At 71.8% G+C, this 12,066-nt stretch carries 11 protein-coding genes; 4 read left to right on the forward strand and 7 right to left on the reverse strand.

Annotation, left to right across the window (positions count from 1 at the left end; genetic code table 11):
- Positions 1-400 precede the first annotated feature (400 nt).
- The 3 genes from ACI2LW_RS31915 to ACI2LW_RS31925 form a co-directional block, all read right to left on the reverse strand.
- Positions 401-715: a hypothetical protein gene (locus tag ACI2LW_RS31915; protein WP_404734750.1), complete on the reverse strand. Its 315-nt coding sequence runs from the start codon at positions 713-715 to the stop codon at positions 401-403.
- Between the two features lie 1,104 nt (positions 716-1,819).
- Entirely contained in the window at positions 1,820-2,227 is a 408-nt protein-coding gene (locus tag ACI2LW_RS31920; RefSeq protein WP_404734751.1) for a hypothetical protein, read from the reverse strand.
- A 203-nt stretch (positions 2,228-2,430) separates the two neighbouring features.
- Positions 2,431-3,324, reverse strand: a complete 894-nt coding sequence (locus ACI2LW_RS31925; RefSeq protein WP_404734752.1) for an META domain-containing protein — start codon at positions 3,322-3,324, stop codon at positions 2,431-2,433.
- Positions 3,325-3,520: 196 nt separating this feature from the next.
- Between ACI2LW_RS31925 and ACI2LW_RS31930 the strand changes: the two genes are divergently transcribed.
- Positions 3,521-4,114 carry a hypothetical protein gene (locus ACI2LW_RS31930; protein WP_404734753.1) on the forward strand — a complete coding sequence of 198 codons (594 nt, stop codon included), beginning with the start codon at positions 3,521-3,523 and terminating at the stop codon, positions 4,112-4,114.
- A gap of 86 nt (positions 4,115-4,200) precedes the next feature.
- Here ACI2LW_RS31930 and ACI2LW_RS31935 read toward each other — a convergent pair whose 3' ends face one another.
- Entirely contained in the window at positions 4,201-4,404 is a 204-nt protein-coding gene (locus ACI2LW_RS31935) for a hypothetical protein (RefSeq protein WP_404734754.1), read from the reverse strand.
- 182 nt (positions 4,405-4,586) lie between these two features.
- Between ACI2LW_RS31935 and ACI2LW_RS31940 the strand changes: the two genes are divergently transcribed.
- On the forward strand, positions 4,587-5,480 hold the full coding sequence (locus ACI2LW_RS31940; RefSeq protein WP_404734755.1) for a phosphorothioated DNA-binding restriction endonuclease: 894 nt from the start codon (positions 4,587-4,589) through the stop codon (positions 5,478-5,480).
- 72 nt (positions 5,481-5,552) lie between these two features.
- On the opposite strand, the gene ACI2LW_RS31945 is transcribed toward ACI2LW_RS31940, so the two are convergent.
- Positions 5,553-6,905 carry an FG-GAP and VCBS repeat-containing protein gene (locus ACI2LW_RS31945; protein ID WP_404734756.1) on the reverse strand — a complete coding sequence of 451 codons (1,353 nt, stop codon included), beginning with the start codon at positions 6,903-6,905 and terminating at the stop codon, positions 5,553-5,555.
- 391 nt (positions 6,906-7,296) lie between these two features.
- Here ACI2LW_RS31945 and ACI2LW_RS31950 point away from each other — a divergent pair, with 391 nt between their 5' ends.
- Positions 7,297-7,839: a GNAT family N-acetyltransferase gene (locus ACI2LW_RS31950; protein WP_404734757.1), complete on the forward strand. Its 543-nt coding sequence runs from the start codon at positions 7,297-7,299 to the stop codon at positions 7,837-7,839.
- A 150-nt stretch (positions 7,840-7,989) separates the two neighbouring features.
- Here the strand turns inward: ACI2LW_RS31950 and ACI2LW_RS31955 are convergent, their stop codons facing one another.
- The gene (locus ACI2LW_RS31955) at positions 7,990-8,457 is read right to left on the reverse strand and encodes a hypothetical protein (protein ID WP_404734758.1); all 468 of its coding nucleotides are present in this window, start codon (positions 8,455-8,457) and stop codon (positions 7,990-7,992) included.
- Between the two features lie 382 nt (positions 8,458-8,839).
- Between ACI2LW_RS31955 and ACI2LW_RS31960 the strand changes: the two genes are divergently transcribed.
- Positions 8,840-10,531, forward strand: coding sequence for a helix-turn-helix domain-containing protein (locus tag ACI2LW_RS31960; protein ID WP_404734759.1), 1,692 nt, complete (start codon positions 8,840-8,842; stop codon positions 10,529-10,531).
- Between the two features lie 315 nt (positions 10,532-10,846).
- On the opposite strand, the gene ACI2LW_RS31965 is transcribed toward ACI2LW_RS31960, so the two are convergent.
- Entirely contained in the window at positions 10,847-11,791 is a 945-nt protein-coding gene (locus tag ACI2LW_RS31965) for a universal stress protein (RefSeq protein ID WP_404734760.1), read from the reverse strand.
- Positions 11,792-12,066 lie beyond the last annotated feature (275 nt).

Here is a 12,066-nt window from a genome sequence, read left to right on the forward strand (position 1 = left end):
CGTCATGGTCCGTCCGTCCCGGCTGACCAGGGCCCGAGGTCGGGCCTCGGCCAGCCTGTCACATCACGGACTTACACGATCTTTCAGACACGCTCGGCCCCCGCCATGTTCGCCATGGGGGAGGTGGAAAATCAAATCAAACTCCCGTGCGATTCGGGGACGTTGGGTGTGCGGGCCGGTGAACCGGAGTGCCGGTCCCCGGGGGCGGCGCCGACCGGGGCGGCCCTCCACCGGGTGGCGACCGTGCTCCGGGAGCCGTACGGGGACGAGACCCGCCCGCGGGCGTCGGTACTGGCACGGAGGGGTGAAGCCGAGTGGAAGCGTTCGAAGCAAAGCGCCTATGAACCAGCGGGGTGGCCCGACGCCCCACCTTCTCTCCTGAAGTGGTTGTCCAGCTCGCTCACCGAGTCCACATCCGCTGGAACTCGTCGGCCGGGAGGGCCTCCATCGGATCCTCTTCAGGGTCGATGGCTCGGTCTGTCAGGCCGCCGTGCTCGTCCTCCAGGCGCTCAAGGCTGTACCGATGGAGCTGGCCGGCTGAAGTCGGCTCGGCTTGTTTGATGACGATCAACTCGCCGCGGTCGGGTACGGCCTCGATATACCACAGACCGCCCTCCTCGTCTGCGTAGTGGAAGTGGCGCCGCAGGGTGGCGTTCTCATCGAGTGCTCGGAAGTACGCCACGGTCTCTGCTTTGATGCGCTCCAGGTCAACCACGGGACCATCGTGCCGTCGAAGGCGCGGGGGTTACTCCGCTCTGACATCCATGAGTGACATCAACGAAGCCGGACGCCAGCACTCCCAGGCGGTTCGATACGGCCAGTGTGACCGGGTGGTTCCCCGACAGTGCCGACGAGCGATCGAACTCCTAAAGCGGGTGTCGCAGGTTCGAATCCTGCCTGGGGCACAGGAAAAGGGCCAGCTCAGGAGGGTTTCCTCCCAGGCTGGCCCTTCGTCGTGTCCCGGGGTCGTGCCACACGCGTGCCACTAAAAGCGGGTGTCGCAGGTTCGGATCCTGCCGGGGGCACCGCACCAAGGGCCAGTTCAGGGGCATGATCCCCCCGAACTGGCCCTTTGCCGTGATCACGGCCGTGCCACAAAGTCCACTGAGAGTTCAGATCACCCCGAGCCTTACGGATCACCGAACCGAGCCGATCGGCGATCTCACGGTCACGGCCGTTGTCGGCCATGTGCTGATGAACCAGCCGCGGCCCCGAAGTCTGTCCGCGCCACGCCCGCTTCACGGTGTGTGGGCCGACGGTGGACGGGAGGGGAGTCGGGGGGAGTGGTGGGACAGGGGGACTGGGCCGGTGACAGCGTGGGACGCGACCGGGCATGATCCGCTCATGCGCATACGACGAGAGGCTCGCTGGGTCCTGTGGGGGCTGTGGCTTGCGTGTCTGGTGTTCTCCATCTGGTTCTTCGCAGAGGTGATCACCTTGTTCCTGCAGGCCGAGTCCTGGTGACGCGGCAAGGGCAACAAGACGGGGGATGCCATGAGTACGTCGTTCGCGGCCATGTTGTTGCCGTTGGTGTTCGGAGGCCGCCGTCTGGCTCGCTTGCGCGGTGCTGGGAGTGCACGCCCTGATTCTTGGGCGTCTGCCGGGCCGGTGACTGCGACGTCATGTCCGGCAACCCAGAGTCTGGGGAGCCGGTGCTGTGCTTGTGGCGTTGAGCGGGCTTCATCATCCGTCGTTGTCCGTCATCGGACTCGGTCTCATGGCGTTGGGGCACGTGGCGAAATCCGCCTCTGACCGTGGGAGTGGGCGGCGGTGACGTGTGGCTCTGTGACGGATCGGCCGCGATCGGGCCGTGGACGCGTCAGCGGTCGGCGCAGGCGTACGAGCCGTCCGCGTGCCGCGCGATGGAATCGTGGCCCCAGCACTTCAGCATCGGCGCAAGGGTGTACGCCCTGTAGCAGGCCGCGACGAGCAGGAGGCCGCACACCACGGCCCCGAACGGCCGCACGCGCCGGGACGCCCGCAAGGTGGCCGCCAGCGCCCCGAGGAGCGTGGCGACGCCGAACACGAGCGGAAACAGCGCAAGGCTGCTGAGGTTGTCCCGCCACCCGGGGAACGCATCCGGAGAGTCGATCTCCGCCGTGGCTGTGAAACTGAACAGGAGCAGCAGCCCGGCGAGCGGTACCAACCCCACGATCAGGCCCATGGTCACCCGGCCTCTCGAGGTGGTTTCCCGCTCCGAGGATGCCGGGGTGCCGGCCACGTTCATATCTGACCTTCGGTCCACTGCGTCCGGTCGTGGTGCCGCTCGTCTTTGGTGCCCGTGTGTGCTCAGCGCCGCTGTCATGGGCCGGCACCGACGGCTGAGCTCAGCGATGAATTCACAGAGCGCGACCACCAAGGCCCCCCATTGGTCCGTCAAGTGCGATGATCGCGCAACTCTACATCCGCCCACGTCACTTGCGGCGGGTGTCAGCGGTCGAGGGCCTTGAAGCCGTATCCGAATTCGGGGAAGCCCTGGGTGGGGTCGTGGTCGGTTTCCCAGCTGTCGGTCAGGGCCGAGAAGCGGGTCGTACGGGGATTCTTCGTGGGCGACCGCATGATCTGCTCGTCGCGCATGATGTCCTTCGAGCAGGTGCGGTGCGTCGTCAGGGTCGGCCGGTACAGCGTGAAGGTGTCGCCCGAGAAGGTGGCGCGGCTGGTGAAGTCGTTGCAGCCCAGGTTGCCGGTGACCGTACCGTCGCGGTGGAAGACGAAGTAGACCGCCTTGCCGGCCGCAAGGGGGTAGGTCGTGTCCGCCACGGCCAGGTGGTCCACCTGCCAGCGTCTGCCGAACAGACCCTTGGGCCAGAGGAGTTTCAGGGCGAGGCGGTCGCCCCGTGCGTTCTTGAGATCGATGGTGAGGTCGTCGACTCGTCGCGCGATCTTCAGTTGGCCGTTGAAGAGTGTGCGGAATCCCTTCTCGAAGGCGCGGTTCTCCGGCGCGCACCGGTTTCCGGTCGTCGGCTGGGCCGCCGGGGCGTCGACGGTGAGCGTGCCGGCGGTGACATGGGTGGTCCGGCGGAACGGGGTGCATCCGTAGCTGCCGGTGGCCGTGCCGTGGTAGCCGAAGTCGATCCAGGCGGCGGCGTGTGCGGGGGCCGTGGTGGTCCGTCCGCCGACGGTGATCCACTGTGCCGTCCAGCGCGCCCCCACCAGCAGACCGCCGGCCCCGCCCGGCCCCTTCGGAGGGGACCAGGGGGTGGCCGGATCGGCCTGCCCCGGCTTCTGCTCGTCGGTCACCCCGTGCGATGCGCCGCACGCCGTGACGGTGAGCAGGGCTGCTAGCAGGGCGCCGACCACGGCTTTCGTCCGGCGACTGTCCACGCTTGTCAGACGCGGGACATCAGGTCCCGGTTCCGCGTCCGTGACCGGTGCGACACCGTCTTCGCCGTGCACGAGTCGTCGTCGGCGGACTCGTCTCCGGCCGACTCGTCTCCGGCCGACTCGTCTCCGGCCGACTCGTCTCCGGCCAAGTCCTCGCGGGCCGAGCCGTCGCAGGCCGACGGCTCGGGTTGGGCCCGTGGAGATGCCGGAGCCGACCGAAGCCGAGTTGGTCGCGTTGATGGAAGCGCTGAGCGGCGCCGTTCAGCCGCTGGCCCAGGCCATCTGCGAGCGAATGACCAGCGACACCCAGGGCGACACACCGTGGGACGACACGTCCGTGGCGGCTCCGCTCGCGACACTGGCCGCCTGGCGGGCCGCATCCGATGCGGTCGAGCGCCTTGCCGCGAAGTCCGCGCGGAGCGCGGGAGCCAACGGCGCGAGCTACGCCGACCTGGGAGCCGCGTGGAGGATCTCCCGCCAGGCCGCCCGCGAGCGCCGGCCCGGAGCGGTGACCGTCGACGGGGCGATCGCGAGGCCCAGCTACTTCAAGGCATTCGGCGGAGAGGCCCTCATCACCTGGCGCCCGGAGGAGGGGAGTTGGTGGTGGATCGCGACCGCGGCAAGCGGGCAGGGCGACGAGGCTCCCGAGAATGTCACGTACGGTTCCAGCGAGGAAGCCGCGGCCGCCGCCGGCGCGTTTCTCGCCCGGAACGCCGCGCCCCCTCAGGAGACGACCGTCGCAGCGGAACAACACCGGTGGCCCGAGACCAGTGGGGGAAGAGCGCTCTGACGCGTGCGCCGCCGAGATGGTCACGGCTTGGGTGCGCATGTTGCGCCGTGGCAGCTTGACGTACTGCTCTGCGGCTGCTGTGCCGGTCAGGAGTGGAAGCCCCGGCCGTACTCCTCGGGCCCGACGGTGAAGTCGTCCGGGCGGTCGCGGCGCAGTTCCTCGTACCGTGCCGCGAACACGTCGATGGCCTCGTGAAGCGTGCAGCCCAGCGTTTCGCGGATCGCCGCGATCGCGGACACGATGCGGTGATCGAGGATGTCGAGGTCCACGCTGGGCGGCAGTGCGGTCACGGGTTCCTCCGAAGTCGTGGTGCGGCGGGGGTCGTTCGTACCGGGCTTCGGTTCGCGGCTCGGGGCGCTTCGGAAGCGGATCGGAAGCGGATCAGAAGCGGATCAGAAGCGTAAGGGACGTGAGCAGGGCTTGGGCCCCTGGAGCAGCGGTGGCTGGGGAGGCCCGGCTACGATCGTCCGCCGTGGACTGGCTGGAGCGGATCGCGCGACTGAGGCAGTGGAGCAGGAGCGGGACCCGCGCTCCGCACAAGCCGCTGCTGCTCCTGTACGCGCTCGGCCGGTTCCAGGAGGACGCCGACGGCGATCTGCGGTACACCGTCGTGGAGCGGGACCTGCAGCGTCTGCTGGCCGAGTACGGCCTGCCCCACAGGACCACGCCCGCCTACCCCTTTCACCACCTCGTCAGCGACGGCGTATGGGAAGTGCGCACCGACCGCGGGCCCGGCAGCCCCGGGAGCGGGGTCCGGGACCTCCGGGAGACGGGCGCCACCGGACGACTCGCGCCGGACTTCAGGGCGGCGCTGCGACGCGACCCGCAACTGCTCGGCCGCATCGCGCAATTGCTGCTCGAACTGCACTTCCCGCCCTCCCTCCACGGCGAGCTGTGCGAAGCCGTCGGCCTGGGACTGGAGCCGGCTCAGGCCGGGCGGCTCGTGACGGCACGCCGGCAGCGGGACCCGAGGATGCGGGAGCTGGTGCTGACCGCCTACGAGTACCGGTGCGCGTTCTGCGGCTACGACGGCAGGATCGGTGCGGTGCCGGTCGGGCTGGAGGCCGCCCATGTGCGCTGGTGGGCGTTCGGCGGTCCCGACGACGTCGAGAACGGACTGTGTCTGTGCTCGCTGCATCACAAGCTGTTCGACAAGGGCGTGCTCGGGGTGGGAGACGGCCACCGCATCCTGGTCTCGCAGCGCTTCGTGGGCCACAGCGCGGCCGCCCGCGAGCACGTCATGGTGCTCGCGGGCCGTCCGCTCGTCGGCCCGCAGCCCGGCACGCGCCCGGTGGCCGCGGCTCACCGCGACTGGCACGCCCGTCAGGTCTTCCACGGCGAGCCGCGCCCTGCCACGACCGCCTGACCGCATGACCGCATGACCGCCTGAGCGCCGCGGCCCTCGTGCACGTCGTCGCGGGCCGGTGCGGGTGCGGGGTTACTTCGTCAGCCAGCGGGCGAAGTAACGGTACTTGGCCGTCAGCCCGACGGTTTTGGGGCCGACGGGGACGACCTGGGTCGTGGTCAGGCCCTTGCTGTTGGACCTGAAGTACCAGAGGTTGCCCTCGGTGCCGTTCTCGTGATCCGTGCCGGCGACGAGATCGCTGCGCCGGTCGCCGTTCATGTCGAGGAGGGAGACCTGCGAGCCGAACATGTCGTACCGCTCGTTGACTCCCGGCACGCCGGCCGTGTTCTGGTGCCAGGACACGGAACCGGTTCCGGTCAGTCCCTTGGACGACCCGCGCAGCACGGTCACCGCGCCGGTCGTGCTGACCCCGGACATGCTTTCCTGCATCACTCCGATCGCGACGTCGGCGTAACCGTCGCCGTTGACGTCGCCGGTGTCGAGGTCGTAGCCGAACCGGTCGTAGGTCTCGCCGGCGCCGGGGACACCGGCGGTGTCCTGGCTGATGCGCACCGGCTTGCGGGTGCTGCTCACGCCTTTCGCGCTGCCGTAGTGGACCACGATGGAACCGCCCACCACGCCCTTGGGCTGGTAGCCCTCCAGTCCCGCGCCGAGGACGACGTCCGCGTAGCCGTCGCCGTCGACGTCCGCGAGGCTGCCCGAGTTGACCTTGGTGGAGAAGTCCTTGGCGGGACCGAAGCCGTGCTTCGAGCCGAGCACCAGGGATGCGTCGGCGGCGTCGTTGTGTCTTCCCACGGCGAGCAGGTCGAGCACGTGGTCGCCGTTGACGTCCCCGGCCGCCAGTCTGCCGGGGGAGATCCCGCCGGTGTCGACGACGCCGGCCGAGGCACTCGTGCCGTTCCGGCGGAAGGGACCCCGGAACAGTGTGGTCGACGCCGTGCCGTCGACGGTTCGCGCGGCGACGAGGTCGTTCCTGCCGTCGCCGTCGAAGTCGCCCACGATCATCGGGCCGACGGGGAAGGAGAGGAAGGTGCGGCCGGACAGTGCCTTGGGGCCGCCCCAGAAGACCGACGTCGTCGGACCCGGGCCGTCGTCGCTCACCAGCAGGTCGTCGTAGCCGTCGCCGTCGAGGTCCCCCGTCGCCATCGTGACGACGAAGTGGGTGATGGAGTCCGGTCTGCCGGACAGGACTTGGTGCCGGGAGCCGCTGAGGCCCGACTTGGATCCGTACATCACCGCGACGTGGTCCTTCGCCGAGACCGCCAGGTCGCCGTAGCCGTCCCCGTTGAAGTCGGCCGGCTTGCCGGCCGCCGACGCCCGGGACGCCGATACGGCACCGGCGGGGGAGCCGGCGCTCAGGACGATCGCGCCCATCGACACCGCTGTGACGGTGGCCAGCACGGCCAGTCTTCGAACTCCGCGCATGAATCCGCCCTTTCGTTCCACGCCGATCCGTGGACGCCGCCGCTCCGATCAGAGTTCAAGTTCATCCAGAAGACCGCTCACGGAGACGAACGGTTGTACGGAGGTGTCCTCAGGCGGCGGCGTACGGGAACTCGACGCGCTCGGCTCGAACGGCGGGGTGCGGTTCGACCGGTAGAAGTCTGCCGGTAGGGATCTACCGGTAGGGATCTACCGGCAGGGATCTAGCGGTAGGGATCTAGCGGTAGGGATCTAGCGGTAGCGGCCCCGCTGATCGGCGGGGCGTACCGGGCGGGCGCCGGGAGCCGCCTCCGCGGCCGGGAAAACACCATGAGCCCGTGCCCCGCGCCCGGTTATCCTGCCTCGTCCCGAACAGGCCAGGAGGTCCCCCAGTATGAGCAGCACCGGCTCGTCCTTTCCCGAGCGGATCGAACTCTCCGGGGAGGGTCTGGTCCTGCGCGACTGGACGGAGGCGGACCTGGCCGCGATGCCGGCGCTGTTCGACGACCCCGACATCGCGTACTGGACGCCGATCGACTCTCCCTTCGACGAGGCGGCCGCTCGGGTGCGGCTGGACCGGGACCGGCAGCTGCGGGCGGACGGCACGGCCATCCTGCTTGCCGTCACCGTCGACGGCGGCGCACCGCTCGGCGAGGCGATGCTGCGGCGCGCCCCCGAGGGCATCGAGCTGGGCTACGCGATCGGCCCCGCGCACCGCGGCCAGGGGCTGGCCGTGCGGGCGGTACGCGTGCTGGCCGCGTACGCCTTCGAGCAGTTGGGGGCGCGGCAGGTGATCCTCGAGCTGGAGGCCGAGAACACCGCCAGCGTCGCCGTGGCCACCAAGGCGGGCTTCCGGCTGCTGGACGTGCCGCTGATCACCGGTGAGGAGAAGGGCCGGCCCTTCGCCCTGCAGACCTGGGCACTGGACCGGCCCTGACCCTGACCCTCCCTTGGCTTCCTGGGCCCCCGGCAGGGGCCCTCAGCAGGGGCCCTCGGCAGGAACCCTCGGCAGGGCCCTCCCGCCCCGGCCGGGGCGGGTGCGGCGCACACGGCGGACGCGGCGGACGCGGTGAGGCGGCGGACGCGGCTACTTGCGTCCCACACCCTTCTCGCCGATGTGGAAGATCCTGTGGTCGTCGCGGGTCATGTCGACGACCAGCCGGGTGGTGGTGCCTCCGCCCCAGGTGAGGGTCACGACGGCCTCCGTGTACGTGCCGGTGGTGCCGTTGGCGGTGACCTTCCAGGCGACCGGGACGTTCTGGGCGCGCAGGACGCCGTCGGCGCCCTCCCGGTCCTCCCAGGCCGCCAGCTCCTTCTGGAACGCGGGTGTGAGGTAGTGGCTGCGCAGAGCCCGGCCGAGGCCGCCGCGGTCCTCGTCGAGCACGGCGTCGATGTAGGTGCCGTAGAAGTCGGCGACGCGGGTGATGTCGTCGGACGGCTTGCCGCTGACGACGCGCGGGGCGCCTGCGGAGGCCTGGGCGGTGGCGCCGAGGCCGAGGGCGACGGCGAGGACGCCGGCGGCCAGAACCGTGCGGGTGCGGGTCTTGCTCATCATGTGTGTTCCCCCTGTTTCGGGTGCGGAAGGCGTGCCTGCCCGTGTGCGCCTGGGCAGGGGTCCCCCCGTGAAGGAGTGGACGGTGAACGGGTGGACGGGTGTCGTGGGTCGCCCGCCGCCGGTCGTGGCGGTCGGTCGGCCCTGACCCGTACGCCCCGGTCGGTACGGCCCGGTCGGTACGGCCCCGGTCGGTACGGCCCCGGTCGTTACGGGCCTGACCGGTACGGGCCTGGCCGGGGCGGCACCAGGAGCATCGGGCGGCCCGGCGGCCCGGCGCAACGCGGGACGCGCTCCCGGCGGCGGTGGAACCATCCCGGCCCGTCCGACGTGCAGTCATAGGGACCGCCTGGGACGGGTGGAATGGCTGGGAGGACGGAAAACGGTGCCGACCGGGGACGACGTCGAGCGGTTCGCGGCTCTGCTGCGCCGGCTGAAGGACCGCACAGACCGGAGCTACGGCTCTCTGGCCCGGCGCCTGAGCATGAACACCTCCACGCTGCACCGCTATTGCGCGGGCGAGGCGGTCCCGCAGGACTACGCCCCGGTGGAACGGCTGGCCGCCTTCTGCGGGGCGACACCGGAGGAACGCCTCGAACTGCACCGCCTGTGGCTGCTGGCGCTGACGGCACGGCAGCGGCCGAGGGCGGGCGAGGGGCCGGAACGGCCGGCGAGGGCGGACGGGGCACCGCCCCCAGCGGGAGCGGACGGAGCGCCGCAGTCGTCAGGAGCGGACGGGGAGCCGCAACCGGCAGTAGCGGACGGAGCGCCACGACCGGCAGAGGCCGATGGGGAGCCGCAGCCGGTGCCGGCCGACGGAGTGCCGGAACCGGCGGAGGACGGGCGGGACCCGGATCCGGATGACGGCCGCACGGCGGGAGGAGCGGGTGACGCCGCGGACGGCGCCAGGGGTGCCGAGGAAGGCGCGATCGGCGTACCACCGGGCTCCGGCGCGCGCGTGTCCGCCGCCGGGCGGCCCGCCACCACCAACGCCTCCCGGCCCGCCGGTCGTATGCCTGCGGTCCGGCGGGGTGCGGCCGGTGCGGTCGGTTCGGCCGGATCGGCCGGATCGGCCGGTTCAGCCGGATCGGCCGGTTCAGCCGGATCGGCCGGTTCGGCCGGGCGGCCCTGGTACCGCCGTCGCCGTACCGTCGTCGGCGCCGCCGTGGCGACCGTGCTGCTGGTGACGGTGGGGAGTCTGTCGGCGCTGTCGGCGCTGTCGGCCGACGGCTCCCGCCACGACGCGGCCGGGGCCTCCGGTCCGGCCCGTACAACAGGGAGTGGTCCGTCACGGCCGCCCGCGGCCACGGTCGTCACCCCCTCCCCCGGCAGCTCGCCGGGCTCCCCCTCCGCGGGCGCGAGGGCTCCGGGGACTCCCGGCGCGGAGGACGGGCAGCCGGCGGGCGGGCAGCCGGCGGACGGCAGGAGCGGCGCCCCCGTGCCGGCCGGTGCGCCGCTCACCTGGGCCGCCGACTCGCAGGTCTGGGAGGGCGGTTGCGACCACGACTACGTCATCGCCAAGCGGCCGGACCAGGTGCCCCCGCCGCCGGTGCAGCAGGACGCCGCGGTGTGGGCGGCGACGCAGAAGGCGGTGCACGGGCGGGAGACGACGGTACGGATCTCGGTGCAGGGGAAGTCGTCCGCGGCCGTGATCCTGGAGGGCCTGCGGGTGCGCGTCGTAAGCCGCGGCGCCCCGGTCGACGGGGTCGCGTACTCCATGGCCCACGGCTGCGGCGGCGACCAGACGCCCCGTCACTTCTCGGTGGACCTGGACGTCGACCGCCCGATCGTCCGCGCCCGCCCGGGCAGCGACGCCGGAAGGGCCGTACCCGCCGCGGAGCTGCCCTACCGCGTCTCCGCCGAGGACCCCGAGGTGCTGCTGGTCACCGCGACCACCGAGACCCACGACTGCGCCTGGTACCTGGAACTCGACTGGTCCTCCCAGGGCCGTACCGGTACGGCCCGGATCGACGACCACGGCCGCCCGTTCCGCACCAGCGGCACCAAGGGCATGCCGCGCTACTGGTACGGCCGGAACGACCACGACGAGCGTCAGTGGGTGCCCGTCGGCCCTTGAGGTGTTCAGAGATCGAGGTCGGCGGCGGCGCACTGTAGGCATCCTGGGCCGCTGGACGACACCGGCACGGCGCCGGCGGCGGGATTCGAACCCGCGTCACCCGCTTGAGAGGCGAAGTAGCCGCAGCCTGCGCACCTGAACACCGCAACCGTAGCGGGAGCCCGCACGCGGGCGCACCCGGGTTTTCCGCGACCGGGTTTCCGCCCGCGCCGCCGGCCGGCCGGACGTACGTCATTCCCGCCGTCATTCCCGCCGTCATTCCCGCCGTCATTCCCGCCGTCATTCCCGCCGTCATTCCCGCCGTCATTCCCGCCGTCATTCCCGCCGTCCTTCCCGGTGCCCCCGGTGCCCCCGGTGCTCCCGGTGTTCCCGGTGTTCCCGGTGCTCCGGGCCGCGGACCACGGCCACCGGGCAGTGGGCGTGGTGCAGCAGGGCCTGGCTGGTGGAGCCGAGGAGGAGGCCGGTGAAGCCGCCGCGGCCCCGTGTGCCGGCCACGACCAGCTGGGCCTCGCCGCTCGCCTCGATCAGGGCGGGGCGGACCCTGGCGCGCACCAGGCGCCGTTCCACCGTGACCCCGGGGTAGCGCGCCTCCCAGGGGGACAGGGTGCCGTCCAGCAGCCGCTGCTCCTCCTCGCGGAGCCGTTCGACGTCGACCACCACGGTCAGCGGGTCCCCCGGGCCCTCGTGCGCGCGTTCGCTCCAGGTGTTCCAGACGTGCAGGGCCAGCAGGTCCGCACCGCGCACGGACGCCTCGGCGAAGGCGAACTCGACGGCCCGCTCGCCCGCCGGTGAGCCGTCCACCGCCAGCAGCACCGGACCGGCCGGGTCCGGCCTGCCGCGGACCACCAGCACCGGGCAGTGGCCGTGGGCGGCCAGGTGCACGGCGGTGGAACCGAGCAGCAGGCCGGCGAACGCGCCCAGTCCGCGGCAGCCCAGAACGACGAGTGACGCGGTGCGCGACTCGATCTCCAGCACCATCAGCGGCTCGCCGAGGTTGACCTCGCGGGTGATCTCCACGTGCGGCGCGGCCCGGCGGGCCCGTGCCTCCGCCTCGGCCAGCGTGCCGTCCACCAGCTCGCGCACCCCCGCCGCGGCCGGATTCCAGGGCGGGCAGCCGGGCGGCAGCGGGACCGACGGCCGGCCGAAGGCGTGCACCAGCCGCAGACCGGTCCCGCACAGTGCGGCCTCGTGTGCCGCCACCTCGACCGCATCGAGGCTGGGCGGTGAGCCGTCGACTCCCACCACGACCGGTTTCGCCATGCCGGGCCTCCCTGTCGTACGGCCTGCGCGAGTGGACGTCTGCCGTCCGGCTCCTCCGGCTCGTCCGGCTCGTCCGGCTCGTCCGGCTCGGGGTGTCCGCGCTTCCCTCGGTTCCAGGCTCCCGCGATGTGCCCGCGGGCGCATGGGGCCGGGCGGCCCCGCGCCGCCCTCCGGCAGCCACCGGTACCCACACCGGCACCAGCACCGGCACCGGCGGCGGCACCGACCGGCGGCAGCGCCAGGCGGGTGGTGGACGCCACGACGCGCGGGCGGAT

Source organism: Streptomyces sp. NPDC004065, assembly GCF_044903565.1.
Taxonomy (GTDB): domain Bacteria; phylum Actinomycetota; class Actinomycetes; order Streptomycetales; family Streptomycetaceae; genus Streptomyces.

Excerpts from the sequence above, each read along its gene's own strand:
- ACI2LW_RS31945 (WP_404734756.1), bottom strand. The coding sequence starts at position 6,905 with ATGCGCGGAGTTCGAAGACTGGCCGTGCTGGCCACCGTCACAGCGGTG.
- ACI2LW_RS31920 (WP_404734751.1), bottom strand. The coding sequence starts at position 2,227 with ATGAACGTGGCCGGCACCCCGGCATCCTCGGAGCGGGAAACCACCTCG.
- ACI2LW_RS31965 (WP_404734760.1), bottom strand. The coding sequence starts at position 11,791 with ATGGCGAAACCGGTCGTGGTGGGAGTCGACGGCTCACCGCCCAGCCTC.
- ACI2LW_RS31955 (WP_404734758.1), bottom strand. The coding sequence starts at position 8,457 with ATGATGAGCAAGACCCGCACCCGCACGGTTCTGGCCGCCGGCGTCCTC.
- ACI2LW_RS31950 (WP_404734757.1), top strand. The coding sequence starts at position 7,297 with ATGAGCAGCACCGGCTCGTCCTTTCCCGAGCGGATCGAACTCTCCGGG.